Raw genomic sequence first — 16,890 nt, 5'->3', positions numbered from 1 at the left:
CAGGTACCGATTCCCGATGAACCGCAGTTATTTATTCTGGAAGACGTGACAGGGGCGGGTAAAACCGAAGCCGCAATGGTGCTGGTGCATCGGCTGATCAGTGCCGGGCTGGCCGATGGGCTTTATGTCGGCCTGCCGACTATGGCCACCGCTAATGCCATGTATCGCCGCATGGCTGCATGCTACCAGCGCCTCTACCAGTCAGGACAACAGCCTTCACTGATTCTGGCCCACGGTGCCCGCCATCTATCAGAAGACTTTATGCAGTCCGTAACAGGGCAGCCTAAGGACCTTAGCTACACGCAGGATGAGCAGAGTGCCTCGGCCTATTGCAACAGCTGGCTGGCCGATAGCCGTAAAAAGGCACTGCTGGCCGATATCGGTGTCGGCACGATTGATCAGGCCCTGCTCGGCATCAGTCACTGCGCTTACTGGGATTGGGGCGCAAGGTGCTGCTGGTCGATGAAGTACACGCCTACGATAGCTATATGCAAACGTTACTGGCCTGTCTGCTGGAGGCCCACGCCCGTCAGGGGGGCAGCGTTATTTTGCTGTCGGCCACCTTGCCGCAGCAGATGAAAAACAAGCTGGTGGCCAGCTACGCCAAAGGACGAGCCTTACCGGTCCCTGCTCTGACAGCGATGGCCTATCCGCTCGCCACCCATTTCCCCGCAGAGCACGGTCAGCAGGAAGTACCGCTGGCGACCCGTCAGGAGGTGCAGCGTGAAGTGCAGGTGTTGCGTCTGGAAGATGAAGCCGCGGTCTGTGCGTTGATTCTTGCCGCGGTACAGCAGGGCAAGTGTGTTTGCTGGATACGCAACACCGTCGACAGTGCTCGAACGAGTTATCAACAACTGCAGACCCTCGTGCGCCAGTCGTGCGGCAGTGCAGAGCGTGTGCATCTGTTTCATAGCCGCTTTGCCATGACTGACCGCCAGCGCATTGAAAACAGTGTGCTCGACTGGTTTGGCAATCACAGCGATGAGCAGCAACGCAGGGGGCGTGTGCTGATCAGTACTCAGGTGGTGGAGCAATCACTGGACCTCGACTTTGATGTGCTGATTTCAGACCTCGCGCCTATTGATTTGCTGCTGCAGCGGGCAGGGCGACTGCACCGCCATGTGCGGGACAACAAAGGCAACCGGCTTAACACCCAGACCAAGGATCAGCGCGGCCCAGCGCTGCTTTATGTGATGTCACCGTCACCCGAGCAACAGGTGGATGAGCGCTGGCTGCAGTCGCAGTCAGGCACACTGGCCGTTTATCAGGACCTCGGGCAGTTATGGCGCTCAGCCAGCGTGCTGTTTCAACAGGGCGGTTATCGCATGCCGGAGGATGCCCGTTATCTGATCGAAGCGGTGTATTCCCCACAAACAGCCATCGCAACCCCCGAGGCTATCGACAACGCATCGGTTAAGGCGGAAGGCGAGCGCCGCTGTCATGCCAGTATGGGGGACTTTAATCAACTGAAGCTGGAGGCAGGCTATAGCCGCAAAAGCAGTGATGCCTGGGGGGAAGAGGTCAATATTCCCACACGACTGAGTGATCACACCTGCTCAGTCGTGCTGGTCAAGCGGAATGAGGCGGGCCAGTGGCGGCCCTACGCCGATCACCCAGAACACGGCTGGGAGCTCAGTGCGTTACAGATGCGCGACAAGCTCTGGCAGGAGGCGGAGAAGGCAATTCCCGCTGATCTCAAGACTCAAATGGAACAACTACGAGAGGCTTGCCCGGTACTCAGGTGGTATCAGCTGATGCCGCTGGTCGGGGAGCTGGCCACCTGGTACGACGCCGGATGCGGTTGGACTGCTAATAAAGGAGAAACGCGATGAACCTGATCCATGATCCGTGGATACCGGCCCTCCGTCAGGATGGCAGCTATTGTCGAATCGCCCCCTGGCAAATTGCCGAAACCGACAACCCAGTGGTGGAGCTGGCGGCTCCTCGCGCCGATTTTCAGGGTGGGCTGTACCAGTTTCTGATTGGCTTGCTGCAATGTGTCTGCGCACCGGAGGATGGTGAGGCCTGGGCGGAGTGGTATCAGTCGCCACCGGATGCAGCAACGCTGGCACAGCAGTTTAGTGTACTGGCGACGGCCTTTGAGCTGACGAGTGAGGCAGGTAGACCGGCTTTTCTACAGGATCTGACGCTGGAGGACGGTGAGCAGAAAGACATCGCCGGGCTGTTGATCGAAGCGCCCGGTGGTAAAACCCTGAAGGACAATCTCGACTTTTTTATCAAAGGCGGGCGTGTCAATGCGATCTGTCCTGCCTGTGCGGCGCAGGCGCTTTTTACCCTGCACACCAATGCCCCATCGGGTGGGGTGGGCCATCGTGTCGGCCTGCGCGGCGGTGGCCCGTTGACCACCTTACTGCAACCTGTTGGCCAGCACACGCTCTGGCATGCGCTGTGGCTGAACGTGCTGGAGCAGCGTCACGATCTGTACTGTCACGACAATCCGCTGACGGCAGCTATCTTCCCCTGGCTTACGCCTACCCGATTATCTGACAAGGGCGGGCAAAGCACTTTGCCTGGCGATGTTCATCCCTTGCAGATGTACTGGGGAATGCCGCGTCGTATTCGTTTGCAGCCTGCATCGACCGAGGGGCGTTGTGACCTGTGTGGTGATCACAGTGACACACTGGTCAGCCATTATCTGACCCGCAACTACGGCACCAATTATGAAGGGCCCTGGCGCCATCCGCTGACACCTTATCGTCTCGATAAGAAGAACGAAGCGCCCCCGTTGTCTCTCAAAGGGCAAAAAGGTGGGCTGAGTTACCGCCACTGGCTGGGGCTCACCATTGAAGACAAGGATAACGGCGATACGGCGGCCAGCGTGGTGCAGTCACTGGTACAGGACAAGGAAATGTACCTGGACAGCGGCGTACAAATGCAGCTCTGGTGCTTCGGTTATGACATGGACAACATGAAGGCCCGCTGCTGGTACGACCATACCCTGCCGGTATTTGTGTTGCCCGCCGCCCAGATTACGGCGCTGCAGCGTTGGGTCGAAGCCTTGTTGATGCCTGCCAAAGAAGCATCGCCTTTGCTGCGCAAAGCGATCAGGGAAGCATGGTATCGCAGCCCGGAAAACGCCGGTGGTGATGTCAGTTTTATCGATACCGAGTTCTGGCAAACCACCGAAAACCGTTTCTATCAGTCTGTACAGCAGCTGGTCATCGCGGTGCAGTCACAAGAACGCCTGCCTGCAGACGTCGCTACCTCGTGGTGGAAAACACTGCAGCACACACTGGAGCAGTTGTTTGATCAGTACGCCCTGCATACCCGCGTGGAAGATCTCGACTTGCGGCGGGTCATCACCGCCAGAGCCTATCTGCTCGGCAAATTTCACTCACTCAAAACTGTTAAAGCCCTGAAATCGGACAACCAGCGCACTCAGGAGGTCACCCATGGCTGAGCTTTCATCGAATGAGCTTGCATCTAAAGAGCCCTATTACAACCTGCACGGCGCTGAGCCTGCAGGGCTGATGAGGTGGTGGCAATCACTGGATGACAACCGTGGCGTGCGTGCGCGTTTGCGTCGGGTAGACCGTCCCGATGATGCTCTGCTGACGGACAGCTTTTTTCAGTTTCTCAGTATGATGCCGCAGCGCTGGGCGCACCCCTCCCACCTCTATGCCAGTGCGCTGGTGGCCACTGCGCTGGCACAGGTGAGACAGCACAACAGCAGTCAGCGTTTCGCTGCACAGCTGGGTAGTGGTGACAACGATCGCCCGGTGATGAGTGAATTGCGTTTCAAGCAGCTAATCAAAAGCCGTACCCCGGAAGAGTTCTTCCGCCGCCTGCTGCGCGCCATTCGTTTACTGAATAACAGCGTCAATATTCTCTCGCTGACCGAAGGCATTCTGCACTGGTATGAGGAGTACCTGCAGGGGCCTGACCGTGATCCGATCAAACGCCTGAGCGTGAAATGGGCGCAGGACTACTACCTGCCACGTAAAAAACCGACCACAGACACTGCCGCCTGAGGCAAAGGAGTACTGCCATGAACCGTTTTATTCAGATTCACCTGCTGACATCCTACCCACCTGCCAACCTGAACCGTGATGATCAGGGTCGCCCCAAAACCGCGAAAATGGGCGGCGCCGATCGCCTGCGGGTATCGTCCCAGAGCTTGAAGCGCCACTGGCGTACCTCCGAACTGTTTCAGCAGGCGCTGGCCGGGCATCTGGGAACACGCACCAAAATGCTGGGTGAGGGGGCTTATAACAAACTGCTGGCGGGCGGCATCAAAGAAAAGGATGCGTTGGAATGGGCAAAAGCCATTGCCGGCGTCTTTGGTAAAAATAAAAAAGCCGACAAAAAAGAGCCTCTCAATGAGCTGGAAATTGAACAGCTAGTGCATGTCAGCCCTCAGGAGCAGGCGCAGATCAACCAGCTGGTACAGACGCTGATCGAACACCAGCGCGCACCCGAAGAGGGAGAGCTGAACCTGCTACGGGAAGCCAACACGGCGGTCGATATTGCCCTGTTTGGTCGCATGCTGGCCTCCAAACCCGCGTTCAATGTCGAGGCGGCCTGTCAGGTGGCTCATGCCTTGTCAGTGCATCCGGTAGTGATTGAGGACGATTACTTTACCGCTGTCGATGATCTGAATGATGGTCGTGAAGACGCGGGCTCCTCCCATATCGGCGAAACCGGCTTTGCTGCCGGTCTGTTCTACTCCTACCTGTGTATCAACCGCGAACAGCTGATCGACAATCTGGCGGGTGATGTGGCACTGGCTGACCGCGCCATTGCTGCTCTGATCGAAGCGGCTGTCAAAGTGCCGCCGTCAGGCAAACAAAACAGCTTTGCGCATCAGGGGTATGCCAGTTATGTGCTTGCAGAGGTGGGCAATCAGCAACCGCGCTCTCTGTCCGTGGCCTATCTCAAACCAATTGAGGTAGGAGGTAAGGTCGATACCGACTATCTGACACAGGCGGTCGCTGCCATTCGCCATCAGTATCGCGGCTTTGATCAGGCCTATGGTCAATGCGCCGAGCGCCGTTATGAGCTGGTAGTGGGGGATGAGGTCAGCGGTTCGCTGCCTGAGTTGCTGGCTTTTGTGGCGGATACCAGCCACTGACAGGAGGTTGGTATGGACTATCTGGTTTTCCGCCTCTACGGGCCTATGGCCAGTTGGGGCGATATCGCCGTCGGGGAGTCGCGTCACAGCCACAACGGGCCAACCAAGGCCGCGGTGCTGGGTCTGGTGGCTGCGGCGCTCGGCATCAAACGCGAAGAAGAGGCGACCCACTTAGCGCTCAATCAGCACTATATGCTAGCTACGGCGGTGAAGTGCAAAGGGCAGCTGCTGCGGGATTACCACACCGTGCAAGCCCCTGACTCGGTGGGAAAGTTTCGTTACCGGACGCGGCGCGACGAACTGGTCGCAGGGCGTGAGCGGCTGGGCACGGTGTTGTCCAGCCGTGAGTACCGCATGGATGCGCTGGCCTGGGTGGCCTTGCGTATGAGCTCGCCTGACGCCCAGGCGCCGTTTACGCTGGCACATATGGCCGATGCACTGCTGCAGCCCAAATACAGCCTCTACCTTGGGCGCAAATCCTGTCCTCTGGCGGCGCCGCTGCAACCGCAGCTGATACAGGCGGAGGGGTTCCAAGGGGCATTTCAGCAATATCAGCCGGGTTCACTGCTGTTTTCTTCGGAACCTGACCACCAGCAGGCGGCCGCTGCCCGTTATCTCGCCACCGATGCGCTGGTGGAATACAGCTGGGAAGGCGAGTTGGCGGACTTCAGTGTCGAGCCGACGACAGATACCCGTACCCTGATGACTGTTATCCAGCATGACCAGTTGCTGTCACGCCAGCGCTGGCAGTTTGCTCCGCGCAAAGTGCTGCGCTTGTATCTTACGGAGGGCCGCTAAATGTATCTGTCACGAGTGATGCTCAAGCCCGACATCATCAACAATACGCAGTTAAGCCGTGTGCTGGCGGATCGTACCTATGGCGTACATCGCCTGCTGTGGGATCTGTTTGATCAGCCTGAACGCGACTTTCTCTACCGCGAAGAGGTGGCCAGAGAACAAGTCGCCCAGCCCGGTGTTAAGGGAGAGCCGGTGTATTACCTGCTTTCTCCTCAACCGCCTAAGACAGACTCACCACTGTTCGAGGTGCAGAGCAAACCTTTTCGCCCGGATTTCACTGCCGGGCAGCATCTGTCTTTCCGCTTGCGCGCTAACCCGGTCGTCACAAGGGACAGGCAGCGCCATGATCTGGTCATGGACGAACAGCGACGATTCCTCCAGCGTCTGTGTGAGGCGCAGGGGCTGGCCGAGCATGGTGGTAAAGCCGACATGCGCAAGCGTCTGCTGGAAACCCCTCACCCCGGCGCCCTGCATGACTGGCTGAGTAGCTACCTCAGCCAGACCCGCTACTTTGCCGAAAGTGGGCGACGCCATACCCTCCATACGCTGCTGGATCTGGCGATGCAGGAGGCCATTGCCCAGCGCCTGATGCACTGGCTGACGCAGAACCCCTCAAGGCAGGGCATCTTCACGCTGGCAGAACGTGTGATCGAAGACGACTTTACCGATGACGTTCGCACTGTTCCGGCGTTTGAGTGGCAGGCGTATAACGCCCATCCAATACCGGAGAAAGCGCCGTCCGCCGCGCAGCTTGCCCATAGCAAGCACAAGGCGCGCTTCTTATCGGTGGATATGAGTGGCGAGCTGATCGTGACCGACCCCCAGCGTTTTACCGCGCTGTTGCAGCAGGGGATCGGCGCTGCGAAAGGCTTTGGCTGTGGGTTAATGCTGGTCAAGCCCGTGCATTACTGAACGTTGGGAGCGTGTTATGGCCTTTGTCCCGCTCAACCCCATCCCGCTGAAAGACCGGGTGTCGCTGGTGTTTCTGCAGTACGGCCAGATAGACGTGATCGACGGTGCCTTTGTGCTGATCGATGCCACCGGGGTGCGCACCCATATCCCGGTGGGTTCAGTGGCCTGCATCATGCTGGAGCCGGGCACCCGGGTGTCTCACGCTGCCATCAAGCTGGCCGCGACGGTGGGGACGTTACTGGTCTGGGTGGGGGAAGCGGGAGTCCGGTTGTATGCCGCGGGTCAGCCCGGCGGTGCCCGTTCTGACCGCTTGCTGTATCAGGCCAAACTGGCACTGGATGACGAACTGCGGCTCAAGGTGGTGCGCAAAATGTTCGAGCTGCGCTTTGGTGAACCGGCCCCCAGCCGCCGTTCGGTAGAACAGCTCCGCGGCATTGAAGGTGCCCGGGTGCGGGAGACCTACAAACTGTTAGCGCAGCGCTTTGGCGTCGAGTGGAAGGGGCGCAACTACGACCCTAACGACTGGGCGCGGGGCGACATCGTCAACCAGTGCATCAGCGCCGCCACCTCCTGCCTGTATGGCATTACCGAAGCGGCCGTGCTGGCGGCGGGTTATGCCCCCGCCATTGGCTTTGTCCACAGTGGCAAGCCGCTGTCGTTTGTCTACGACATGGCTGACATCATCAAGTTCGACACGGTGGTACCCAAAGCCTTCGAAATTGCCGCTAAGCGCCCACAAAAGCCTGATCAGGAGGTGCGCCTGGCCTGTCGCGATATATTTCGCTCCTCACAGGTGCTGGGCAAGCTGATCCCGCTGATTGAAGAAGTACTGGCCGCCGGAGACATCGAGCCGCCAGCGGCACCGGCGGATGCTCAGCCTCCCGCCATTCCTGAACCCACGCCGTCCGGCGATGCCGGGCACCGGAGCCACCGATGAGCATGCTGGTGGTCGTCACTGAAAACGTACCGCCACGGCTGCGCGGGCGCCTGGCTGTGTGGCTGCTGGAGGTCAGGGCCGGGGTCTATGTCGGCGAGACCTCCCGGCGCATCCGGGAGATGATCTGGGAACAGGTGAATGCGCTGGCCGAGCAGGGCAATGTGGTGATGGCCTGGGCTACCAATACCGAGTCAGGGTTCGACTTTCAAACCTATGGCAGCAACCGGCGGATGCCGGTGGATTGGGACGGGCTGCGTCTGGTGTCTTTTCTACCTGTTTAAAATCAATAGGTTAGCGCTCTTTAACAAGATGGGAAAATGATCAAAAAACTGGTGGAAATTTTGAAGGTGAAAAAGACCTTTAAAAACAATAGTATCCATCAAGTGCGTTCCCCGCGCCCGCGGGGCTAAACCGGTTGAATATAATTGGGAAGGGATCTTATGTGGGCGTTCCCCGCGCCCGCGGGGCTAAACCGGCAAACTTGGTTGCAGCAACTGACAATCTGATCGCGTTCCCCGCGCCCGCGGGGCTAAACCGTTTCATGTCTCGGTCAATGGTGCGGTTATCACGCGTTCCCCGCGCCCGCGGGGCTAAACCGGCCGATAATCTCGGCGACTCCGGCGAATCGTTGCGTTCCCCGCGCCCGCGGGGCTAAACCGGGAATAATGGGTCTGTTGTTTTTCTCTTCAGTGCGTTCCCCGCGCCCGCGGGGCTAAACCGTGAAAAAGGTCTCGAAGAATTAACAAGAGAAGGCGTTCCCCGCGCCCGCGGGGCTAAACCGTAAGCTTCACTCTTGCATCCTCCAAAGGTTGTGCGTTCCCCGCGCCCGCGGGGCTAAACCGGAAGAGATCCATGTTTGTCGTAACCCGGCGCCGCGTTCCCCGCGCCCGCGGGGCTAAACCGCTCATGAACAGGCGCTGCCGATTATCTCGTCAGCGTTCCCCGCGCCCGCGGGGCTAAACCGTAGACGCGATAGACGGTTGATGAATAACATATGCGTTCCCCGCGCCCGCGGGGCTAAACCGCAGTTTCATTCTCATTCTCCATCAGCGTTTGCGCGTTCCCCGCGCCCGCGGGGCTAAACCGTCCTCGTCCCAATCCTCGGGCGACCCATTTACGCGTTCCCCGCGCCCGCGGGGCTAAACCGTGGTAGATATTTGAGTTGTTGCCCTTTGGCCCGCGTTCCCCGCGCCCGCGGGGCTAAACCGTTCGTGTTTTGCATCGTCTTCGGGCATTGCCCGCGTTCCCCGCGCCCGCGGGGCTAAACCGTCAACAGTTTTAGATGATTTCATTTCCAGCCAGCGTTCCCCGCGCCCGCGGGGCTAAACCGTAACAACTGTCCACCTAGTCTGATCAGACTAGGCGTTCCCCGCGCCCGCGGGGCTAAACCGCGAACTCAAGGAGGGTAGTAAAGTTGCGTGGAGCGTTCCCCGCGCCCGCGGGGCTAAACCGTGAGTTCAGCAGTGCCTGAAATATCAGGTAGGTGCGTTCCCCGCGCCCGCGGGGCTAAACCGGCAGGCGGCTCGTAGCGCCTTTTCCAGATACTGCGTTCCCCGCGCCCGCGGGGCTAAACCGCCGAGCGTCAGCGTATTGCTGCTGAAGAGCGCGCGTTCCCCGCGCCCGCGGGGCTAAACCGGCATCCATTTCTTTGCCGTCACGCAGTACTCGGCGTTCCCCGCGCCCGCGGGGCTAAACCGTGTCGAGGCTGGAAGTGGCATTGATGGGTACGGCGTTCCCCGCGCCCGCGGGGCTAAACCGAATATCCAAACGTGTTGTTGCACATGCTGTCAGCGTTCCCCGCGCCCGCGGGGCTAAACCGACTGCATATAATACGTACACAAATACTCAGTAGCGTTCCCCGCGCCCGCGGGGCTAAACCGCGCTTCAGGTGAATATGCCTAAGCTTAATCATGCGTTCCCCGCGCCCGCGGGGCTAAACCGAGATTAATAGGGTTGAGAAATTCGCCATAAAGGCGTTCCCCGCGCCCGCGGGGCTAAACCGGCTGCCAGCATCGTCAATGGGGATGGGTTTTAGCGTTCCCCGCGCCCGCGGGGCTAAACCGTGCAGTGGCGGCTGCATCAGTCGGCGGCGGCTGCGTTCCCCGCGCCCGCGGGGCTAAACCGTTGTCCGATAATGCCAATGATAATGGCGAATGCGCGTTCCCCGCGCCCGCGGGGCTAAACCGCGTTGCCAGCATTCATCAGATGCTGGCCGACCGCGTTCCCCGCGCCCGCGGGGCTAAACCGCCAAACGTACTGATAAGTGTCATTTCATCGACGTGTTCCCCGCACCCGCGGGGTTTACTGGCTCTTGGCTGTCGTGGTTTCCATGCTCTGTTTCGGCACCGGGAACCAGTAACCCACGACGACCAGCAGCAGACCGACGCCGATAAAGGACACTACCCGTGCCAGCGTGCCTGTGCCATGCAGATCAACAAGATAGAGCTTGGCCAGCACCACCACCAGCAGACCGGCACCGGCATACCACACCGGGCGCGAGGCCAGCTTGCGATTGCCGACGATGGCCAGCGCCAGACCACAGAAGCACCAGAGTATCGACAGCCAGGCCTGGGCGGCGGAGCTGGCAAACAGCCCCCACAGGGTATAGGGCACATCCAGCCAGTGGTGCAGGGTACGCAGGCCGATGGCTGACAACTGCGCCAGCCCGATCAGGCCGACCACCAGCCAGCCACCGACACTGAGGCGTTCTAGTTGCAGCTGGCTGCGGGCCAGACAGAGCACCGCGGCCGCCGCCATCAACAGCAGATCAAGAGGGTTCAGCAGCGGGATGGACGGCCAGGGTGGCAGATCACCGGGCAGAATCAGCGTCAGTAGTGAGCCTGCAACCAGCACCAGTGCCGATGCCTGTAGCAGCCAGCCGTATCCACGCTGATGGCGCGCGAAGGGCCAGCCGTGGTAGTAGGTCATTTTCAGCAGAGCGATCATCCAGGGCAGTAGTGCGAGGCACAGACCCCAGTCTGCGCTGCCCAGACGATGGCTGGCCTGCCAGTAGATTTCCTGACTGACGACCGCTGTCCACAGCAGCCCCAGCCAGGCGTGCAGTGCGTCTGCTCCACGCGGTGGCTGATCGGCGAACAGGGGCTGGTCATGCCACCACAGGGCCAGATAAAACGCGCCAAGCCACAGCCAGCTCCAGCCTTGTCCGGCAGCGAAGCCCAGATGCTGATATTCGGCCATCTGGCATACCAGAGTGGCGCTGCCCAACCCCAGCCAGATGGCCGGTGCCGCAGTAAACAGCGACCAGCGGGTGATGCTGTGCAGGATGCTGGTGATCAGCAGTGACAATGTCCAGAACGCCATCCAGCCCGGTTGCCAGCGGTAGTCATAAGGGCTGCCCTCTATGCCATTGTTGAAGATCAGCGGCACTGCCTCACAACCCAAATGCAGCCACCAGCCCAGGCTCCAGACGGCCAGCGCGTAACGCAGCAGTTGCGAGATGGAGTCAATGGCCGGCAGTTGCAGCAGGCGTTTGCCCAGTGCACTCATGGCCTGTGTCTGATGCGGTAACCAGCCCATGCTGAGCAGTGCAGCAGCGACCAGCAGCACATGGCCAGGCAGAGTCGGATCAAGCAGGGAAGTTGGTGACTGATACAGGCTGGCGTCGGCAAAGTAATAGCCGCTGATCAGTTGCACCAGAATGCCCCAGTAGCCCAGTAACGGACGCTGGGTACGATGGCTGATCCACACACAGCCAGCGCCTTCCAGCGCATAGATGGCACCGGTCCAGAAGTCGCTGGCGGCATAGGCGATGGCCAGGGTCGCCAGCATCAGCGTCAGCGCGGCATAGGTATCCTGCAGCAGGGGCAATTGCTGACGCGCGTGCAGCCAGAAGGCCATCAGTGCGTAGACGCTGGCCATGGCCAGCGTGGCCAGTGGCAAACCGTAGTCGAGATCGTTCAGCAGCAGATAATTCAGCCCGGCGCAGACCGTCGGTGTGCCGAACAGCAGTGTGGCATCCAGATAATCACGGAAGCGCGGTGCCCGTCGCAGGCCATAAAGCAGGCTGAGGACGGCATAGTGGAGGAAGTACAGGGCGACAAACACGCCGGTGGACAGCTGGTCGGCCGGGCTGTACCCGTGGGCCATCCACATCCCCAGTAGCGTGAAGCAGAAGACAAAACCAATCAGATTGAGCAGACGCCAGGCCTTGAACCAGGCCATTGCCAGCAGGCCGAGGTTCAGTACTTCGTAGTAGCTGAACAGACCGATATGGTTACCGCTGTCACTGGAGGCCAGCAGGGGGGCCAGATAGCCGCCGAGCGAGCCCAGAACTGCGAGGATCAGGCTGTTCTGACGGACCGCCAGAAAACTGGCAAACAGCACAACGCCAAACATCGCAGCGAAGGTCACACTGGCTGGGAGCAGGCCGTAGAAGCGGTAGGTGGCAAACAGGGTAATGAACAGCAGGCCAAAACCCCCGCCCTGCAGCAGGGTACTGTAGTGGCTGTCACGATGGCGCATGCGCCAGCCCACGCCGATCAGGACTGCACCCAGCAGCATTACACCCAGCAGGCGCAGTTCTATGGGTAGCAGGTTGTTGTCAGCGGCATACTTGATCAGGTAGCTGACGCCGAAGAACAGCACAATGATGCCGGTAAGGACAGGCCAGTTGTCCTGAGTAAAGTGACCTTTGCCCAGCGCCAGCAATTTGTCGAACAGGCTTGACGGGGCCTGAGCCGCGAGCGGCTGCAGTGATTCTGTGCTGACTGCACGCTGAGTCTCAGCCGGTGCCTGTCGCCCCCAGGGGGACGGCTGCGCGCTGGTGTTGTGTGTATCCGCTTGAGCTGTGGACTCCTTGGCCGGTGATTGCGGCGGACGGATGGAATCGCTTATCGGACTGACGGTGCTGGCGGTAGAGGCTGGCTGTTCAGCTGTCGATACGGACGCTTTAGCTGTGGTAGCGGAGGAGGTGGGTTGCTGCTGGCTCTGGCTGCGCTGTGCCAGCTGGTGCTGCACGTCCCATAGCTGCTGCTCCAGGCGGTTGACCTTGCGCATCAGCAGGGGCACGCCAATCAGGCTGAACCCCAGAGCCAGCAGCAGGCCAAGGCCAAGCAGCATCATTAACGACTCCATTCGTTGCTCCTGTGGAGTAAATAGGTAAGGTAAGGAGTTTACTCTGCAGCCAGTGATTCAGCGAATGGGGAGTTGACCGGGTGGGGTAAAGTTCTGGTCAGCAATATCAACAGAATGCGTCGATAGTCATGGCTCAGCAGCGTCAGATAACACAGTGTCAGGTGAAGTAAATGGCTAAGGGCAATAGCAAGACAGGGCAGTCGTGGTCCAATCGGTATCTGGTCATGCGTCATGGGCATAGCGAAGCGAACGGGCAGGGCATCATTGTCAGTACGCCTGAGATCGGTTGCAGCCGCTATGGTCTGACCGGGCGTGGGCGCGAGCAGGTGGCCGCGACGCTTGAGGACTGGTCACTGCCGAAGCCGGATCGTATTTTCAGCTCCGACTTTCTGCGGGCAAAACAGACGGCCGAAGCGGCAGCAGCGTTTTTCTCCGTCCCTCTGGAACTGTCAGCAGCCCTGCGCGAGCGCAGCTTCGGTGAGCTGGAAGGGCTGGGAGATCAGCACTATGCCGACGTGTGGCGACAGGATGAGCAGCATGCAGATCATCAGCATTGGGGGGTAGAAAGCACTACGGCAGTGGCCCAGCGGGTGCTGGGGCTGATTGCTGAGCTGGAGCAGCACTACCAGCAGCAGACGCTGTTGCTGGTAGCCCACGGTGACACCCTGCAGATCAGCTGTACCTGGGCGGCCGGCGTCAGCACCGCCCTGCACCGGCATCAGCCACACCTGCAGACCGCAGAGGCTCGCTGGCTGATGGCGCCGCAGGCTCAGGCTAGCGTTGTAGAGGGCAGTCATCATGGCTGATGTATTGCTCGACCAGTCGCTGTTTGATGCTTTACTGGCACAGGCCGCTGCCTCACCACGGCTACGCAGTCATCTGCTGCTGCATGCCAGTCACGATGAGCCGGTGCAGCGGGTGTGTATTGCTTTGCAGTCCGGCACTTATGTTCGTCCTCATTGCCACCGGCAGGAAGACAAACGGGAACTGTTGCTGATGTTGCAGGGCAGGATGATGGTGGTGACGTTCAGCGAGGATGGCCGCGAGTTGAGCCGGCATAGGCTGGAGACGGGGGGCGCGCTCTGTGCGCTGGAGTTTGATGCTCACACCTGGCACAGCCTGTACCCGCTGGATGGGCCTGCCGTGGTCATGGAGATCAAGCCCGGCCCCTACCGGCCTGAGGTCAAAACCGACTTTGCTCCCTGGGCACCGGCAGAAGGTGATACGGGGGTGGCGGCTTTTCTGCAGCAGATGCAGCGGGCGTCCCCTTCAGCCTGACATGCTCAGCGTGAATCCCTCTTCCATACGGGAAGAGGGAGTTGCGGGGGCGCGTTAGCCCAGTGCTGCCTGCATCAGGGTGCGGGTGTACTGATGCCGGGGGCGGTCAAATACATCGGCAGCCTCTCCGGCTTCCACCACCTTGCCCTGATACATCACCAGCAGCCGGTGACTGAGCGCCCGCACCACACTGAGATCATGGCTGATAAAGACATAACTCAGGCCGTACTTCTGCTGCAGATGACGTAGCAGGTCGATGATCTGTGACTGCACGGTACGATCAAGGGCCGAGGTGGGCTCGTCCAGAATGATCACCTCCGGTTTCAGCACCAGCGCACGAGCGATGCTGATCCGCTGGCGCTGCCCGCCGGAGAACTCATGGGGATAGCGATGGCGGCTGGCCGGGTCGAGACCGACTTCCTGCAGGGCAGTGATCACCGCCTGCTCCTGTTCACTGTCGGAGCCCATGGCATGCACCTGTAAACCTTCAGCGATAATTTCACCGATGGTCATACGGGGGCTGAGGCTGCCATAGGGATCCTGGAACACCATCTGGATACGCCGCCGCAGAGGTTTGAAGGCTTTCTGATTCATCCCCTGCAGGGACTGACCATCAAAACTCAGCTCGCCCTGATACCCCAGCAGTTTGACCAGCGCCAGCCCCAGGGTGGTCTTGCCTGAGCCCGACTCGCCCACCACGCCCAGGGTTTCCCCTGCACGCAGTGATAAGTTGACGCCGTCTACGGCTTTCACATGGCTGCTGACTTTCCTGAAGAACCCCCGCTTGATGGGGAACCAGATCTTCAGGTCATGACCTAGCAGACGCTCGGCGGCGTTGCCTGCCAGTGGCGCAGGCGTGCCTGATGGCTCTGCCGCCAGAAGGGTACGGGTGTAGCTTGCCTGCGGGGCGGCAAACAATTCGGCCGTGGGGCGATATTCCTGCTGCTCACCGTGATACAGCACGCAGACTTCATCAGCGTAGTGACGAACGATATTGAGGTCATGGGTAATCAGCAGTATCGCCATGCCCAGACGTTGCTGCAGTTCTTTCAGCAGGTCGAGAATCTGCTTCTGGATGGTGACGTCCAGCGCGGTCGTCGGCTCGTCGGCAATCAGCAGCTCAGGCTCGTTGGCCAGTGCCATGGCGATCATCACCCGCTGGCGCTGACCGCCGGACAGTTCATGGGGGTAGCGCTGCAGCTGGCTGGGCGGGTCGGGCAGTTTGACCCACTCCAGTAACTCCAGTGTGCGCTTGCGCGCTGCCGCACCGCGCAGACCCACATGCAATTCGAGAATCTCGGTGATCTGCTTTTCGATGGTATGCAGCGGGTTGAGCGAGGTCATCGGCTCCTGAAAAATCATGGCAATGCGGTTGCCGCGGATCTGTCGGATCCCTTGCGCGTCCAGCTCCAGCAGTGACTGCCCATCAAACAGGATACGGCCCTGAGGATGGCTGGCGCTGGGGTAGGGCAGCAGGCGCAGGATCGACTGCGCGGTCACCGACTTACCCGAGCCTGACTCGCCGACCAGTGCCAGAGTCTGGCCTTTTTGCACGCAGAAGCTGACGCCCTTGACCACCGGATGGCCGTTGAAGCTGACCCACAGGTTGTCGACCTGCAGTAGCGGAGAAGTAGTGGTGCTCATCAGTGCTGGTCTCCGTCGCTGGCCTGAGATGTTGCTGCGGGTTTGCTGGCAGCGGGAACGAAGGTACTGCGCGGGTCAAAGGCATCGCGTACGGCCTCACCGATGAAAATCAGCATGGTCAGCATGGCCGACAGCACGACGAAGGCGGAGATACCCAGCCAGGGTGCCTGCAGATTGTTCTTGCCCTGTTCCAGCAGCTCGCCCAGTGAGGGTGAGCCCAGCGGCAGACCGAAACCGAGAAAGTCGAGGGACGTCAGGGTCACCAACGAGCCATTGAAGATAAAGGGCATAAAGGTCAGGGTCGCGACCATGGCATTGGGCAGGATGTGCTTGAACATGATGCGACCATTGCCCATGCCCAGCGTGCGGGCGGCGCGAACATATTCCAGATTACGGCTGCGCAGGAATTCGGCCCTGACCACATCCACCAGACTCATCCAGCTGAACAGCAGCATTATGCCCAGCAGCCACCAGAAGTTGGGCTGCACGATATTGCTGAGAATGATCAGCAGGAACAGCACCGGCAGGCCCGACCAGATCTCGATAAAGCGCTGGAAGAACAGGTCCACCTTGCCACCGTAGTAGCCCTGCACCGCGCCCGCCACAATGCCGATGACGGAAGAAGCAATCGTCAGCGTCAGGGCAAACAGCATCGATACGCGGAAACCGTAGATGACCCTTGCCAGCACATCACGGCCCTGATCATCGGTACCCAGCAGGTTGGTGGCAGTGGGCGCCGACGGGGCGGGGGTCGGCAGGTCAAAATTGATGGTGTCGTAGCTGAAGCGGATGGGCGGCCACAGCATCCAGCCATGTTCATTGATCTGCCTGGCGACAAAGGGGTCTTTGTAGTCGGCATACATATCGAACTCGCCGCCAAAGGTCAGTTCAGAATAGTCATGCAGCTGCGGGAAGTACCACTGATCGTTATAGCGCACCAGTAGCGGGCGCTCATTGGCGATCAGCTCGGCCCCGAGGCTAAGCACAAACAGGATCAGCATCAGCCAGAATGACCAGTAGCCACGACGATGGTTTCTGAATATCGCCAGACGACGCTGGTTGATGGGGCTCAAGCGACGTCGCTTGGGTGGATTGCCGGCGGTGACGGTGCCGGCGGCTGCAGAAGTCGGCATGT

General features: G+C 59.9%; 16 protein-coding genes and 1 CRISPR repeat array. Of the genes, 14 read left to right on the top strand and 2 right to left on the bottom strand.

Annotated features, from left to right (window positions below):
• Positions 1-449: 449 nt before the first annotated feature.
• The 14 genes from cas3 (at position 450) to QCD60_RS28515 (ending at position 14,111) form a co-directional block, all read left to right on the top strand.
• On the top strand, positions 450-1,832 hold the full coding sequence (cas3, locus tag QCD60_RS28580; RefSeq protein WP_279790678.1) for a CRISPR-associated helicase Cas3': 1,383 nt from the start codon (positions 450-452) through the stop codon (positions 1,830-1,832).
• Entirely contained in the window at positions 1,829-3,421 is a 1,593-nt protein-coding gene (gene casA, locus QCD60_RS28575) for a type I-E CRISPR-associated protein Cse1/CasA (protein ID WP_279790676.1), read from the top strand. Before cas3 ends, casA begins: the two co-directional genes overlap by 4 nt.
• Positions 3,414-3,992, top strand: a complete 579-nt coding sequence (casB, locus tag QCD60_RS28570; protein WP_279790674.1) for a type I-E CRISPR-associated protein Cse2/CasB — start codon at positions 3,414-3,416, stop codon at positions 3,990-3,992. Before casA ends, casB begins: the two co-directional genes overlap by 8 nt.
• 17 nt (positions 3,993-4,009) lie before the next feature.
• On the top strand, positions 4,010-5,092 hold the full coding sequence (cas7e, locus tag QCD60_RS28565) for a type I-E CRISPR-associated protein Cas7/Cse4/CasC (protein WP_279790671.1): 1,083 nt from the start codon (positions 4,010-4,012) through the stop codon (positions 5,090-5,092).
• A gap of 12 nt (positions 5,093-5,104) precedes the next feature.
• Positions 5,105-5,890, top strand: a complete 786-nt coding sequence (cas5e, locus tag QCD60_RS28560) for a type I-E CRISPR-associated protein Cas5/CasD (RefSeq protein WP_279790669.1) — start codon at positions 5,105-5,107, stop codon at positions 5,888-5,890.
• Positions 5,891-6,802: a type I-E CRISPR-associated protein Cas6/Cse3/CasE gene (gene cas6e, locus QCD60_RS28555; protein WP_279790666.1), complete on the top strand. Its 912-nt coding sequence runs from the start codon at positions 5,891-5,893 to the stop codon at positions 6,800-6,802.
• A gap of 16 nt (positions 6,803-6,818) precedes the next feature.
• Positions 6,819-7,739: a type I-E CRISPR-associated endonuclease Cas1e gene (gene cas1e / locus QCD60_RS28550; protein WP_279790664.1), complete on the top strand. Its 921-nt coding sequence runs from the start codon at positions 6,819-6,821 to the stop codon at positions 7,737-7,739.
• The gene (cas2e, locus tag QCD60_RS28545; protein ID WP_279790662.1) at positions 7,736-8,020 is read left to right on the top strand and encodes a type I-E CRISPR-associated endoribonuclease Cas2e; all 285 of its coding nucleotides are present in this window, start codon (positions 7,736-7,738) and stop codon (positions 8,018-8,020) included. Before cas1e ends, cas2e begins: the two co-directional genes overlap by 4 nt.
• 104 nt (positions 8,021-8,124) lie before the next feature.
• A CRISPR array of direct repeats spans positions 8,125-10,047; the repeat unit is 29 nt; unit sequence GCGTTCCCCGCGCCCGCGGGGCTAAACCG.
• Positions 10,048-10,163: 116 nt separating this feature from the next.
• Positions 10,164-10,391 carry a hypothetical protein gene (locus QCD60_RS28540; protein WP_279790660.1) on the top strand — a complete coding sequence of 76 codons (228 nt, stop codon included), beginning with the start codon at positions 10,164-10,166 and terminating at the stop codon, positions 10,389-10,391.
• Between the two features lie 559 nt (positions 10,392-10,950).
• Positions 10,951-11,082, top strand: coding sequence for a hypothetical protein (locus QCD60_RS28535; RefSeq protein ID WP_279790658.1), 132 nt, complete (start codon positions 10,951-10,953; stop codon positions 11,080-11,082).
• A gap of 350 nt (positions 11,083-11,432) precedes the next feature.
• Positions 11,433-11,861 (top strand): hypothetical protein, encoded by a 429-nt coding sequence (locus QCD60_RS28530; protein ID WP_279790656.1) that lies wholly within the window; start codon positions 11,433-11,435, stop codon positions 11,859-11,861.
• Positions 11,862-11,969: 108 nt separating this feature from the next.
• A complete protein-coding gene (locus QCD60_RS28525; RefSeq protein WP_279790654.1) occupies positions 11,970-12,290 on the top strand; it encodes a hypothetical protein in 321 nt (106 codons plus the stop codon).
• Between the two features lie 713 nt (positions 12,291-13,003).
• The gene (locus tag QCD60_RS28520) at positions 13,004-13,639 is read left to right on the top strand and encodes a histidine phosphatase family protein (RefSeq protein WP_279790652.1); all 636 of its coding nucleotides are present in this window, start codon (positions 13,004-13,006) and stop codon (positions 13,637-13,639) included.
• Positions 13,632-14,111, top strand: coding sequence for a WbuC family cupin fold metalloprotein (locus QCD60_RS28515; RefSeq protein ID WP_279790649.1), 480 nt, complete (start codon positions 13,632-13,634; stop codon positions 14,109-14,111). Before QCD60_RS28520 ends, QCD60_RS28515 begins: the two co-directional genes overlap by 8 nt.
• Before the next feature lie 54 nt (positions 14,112-14,165).
• On the opposite strand, the gene QCD60_RS28510 is transcribed toward QCD60_RS28515, so the two are convergent.
• Both QCD60_RS28510 and QCD60_RS28505 read right to left on the bottom strand, forming a co-directional pair.
• Positions 14,166-15,755 (bottom strand): ABC transporter ATP-binding protein, encoded by a 1,590-nt coding sequence (locus tag QCD60_RS28510; RefSeq protein WP_279790646.1) that lies wholly within the window; start codon positions 15,753-15,755, stop codon positions 14,166-14,168.
• The gene (locus tag QCD60_RS28505; RefSeq protein ID WP_279790644.1) at positions 15,755-16,888 is read right to left on the bottom strand and encodes an ABC transporter permease; all 1,134 of its coding nucleotides are present in this window, start codon (positions 16,886-16,888) and stop codon (positions 15,755-15,757) included. Before QCD60_RS28505 ends, QCD60_RS28510 begins: the two co-directional genes overlap by 1 nt.
• Positions 16,889-16,890: the final 2 nt, after the last annotated feature.

This window comes from Pokkaliibacter sp. MBI-7 (genome assembly GCF_029846635.1).
GTDB lineage: Bacteria > Pseudomonadota > Gammaproteobacteria > Pseudomonadales > Balneatricaceae > Pokkaliibacter.
The sequence above is the reverse complement of the archived record's forward strand: the minus strand, read 5'-3'. Positions and strand labels throughout refer to the sequence as shown.

Excerpts from the sequence above, each read along its gene's own strand:
- casA (WP_279790676.1), top strand. The coding sequence starts at position 1,829 with ATGAACCTGATCCATGATCCGTGGATACCGGCCCTCCGTCAGGATGGC.
- casB (WP_279790674.1), top strand. The coding sequence starts at position 3,414 with ATGGCTGAGCTTTCATCGAATGAGCTTGCATCTAAAGAGCCCTATTAC.
- cas7e (WP_279790671.1), top strand. The coding sequence starts at position 4,010 with ATGAACCGTTTTATTCAGATTCACCTGCTGACATCCTACCCACCTGCC.
- cas5e (WP_279790669.1), top strand. The coding sequence starts at position 5,105 with ATGGACTATCTGGTTTTCCGCCTCTACGGGCCTATGGCCAGTTGGGGC.
- cas6e (WP_279790666.1), top strand. The coding sequence starts at position 5,891 with ATGTATCTGTCACGAGTGATGCTCAAGCCCGACATCATCAACAATACG.
- cas1e (WP_279790664.1), top strand. The coding sequence starts at position 6,819 with ATGGCCTTTGTCCCGCTCAACCCCATCCCGCTGAAAGACCGGGTGTCG.
- cas2e (WP_279790662.1), top strand. The coding sequence starts at position 7,736 with ATGAGCATGCTGGTGGTCGTCACTGAAAACGTACCGCCACGGCTGCGC.
- QCD60_RS28540 (WP_279790660.1), top strand. The coding sequence starts at position 10,164 with ATGCAGATCAACAAGATAGAGCTTGGCCAGCACCACCACCAGCAGACC.
- QCD60_RS28530 (WP_279790656.1), top strand. The coding sequence starts at position 11,433 with ATGGCTGATCCACACACAGCCAGCGCCTTCCAGCGCATAGATGGCACC.
- QCD60_RS28525 (WP_279790654.1), top strand. The coding sequence starts at position 11,970 with ATGGTTACCGCTGTCACTGGAGGCCAGCAGGGGGGCCAGATAGCCGCC.
- QCD60_RS28520 (WP_279790652.1), top strand. The coding sequence starts at position 13,004 with ATGGCTAAGGGCAATAGCAAGACAGGGCAGTCGTGGTCCAATCGGTAT.
- QCD60_RS28515 (WP_279790649.1), top strand. The coding sequence starts at position 13,632 with ATGGCTGATGTATTGCTCGACCAGTCGCTGTTTGATGCTTTACTGGCA.
- QCD60_RS28510 (WP_279790646.1), bottom strand. The coding sequence starts at position 15,755 with ATGAGCACCACTACTTCTCCGCTACTGCAGGTCGACAACCTGTGGGTC.
- QCD60_RS28505 (WP_279790644.1), bottom strand. The coding sequence starts at position 16,888 with ATGCCGACTTCTGCAGCCGCCGGCACCGTCACCGCCGGCAATCCACCC.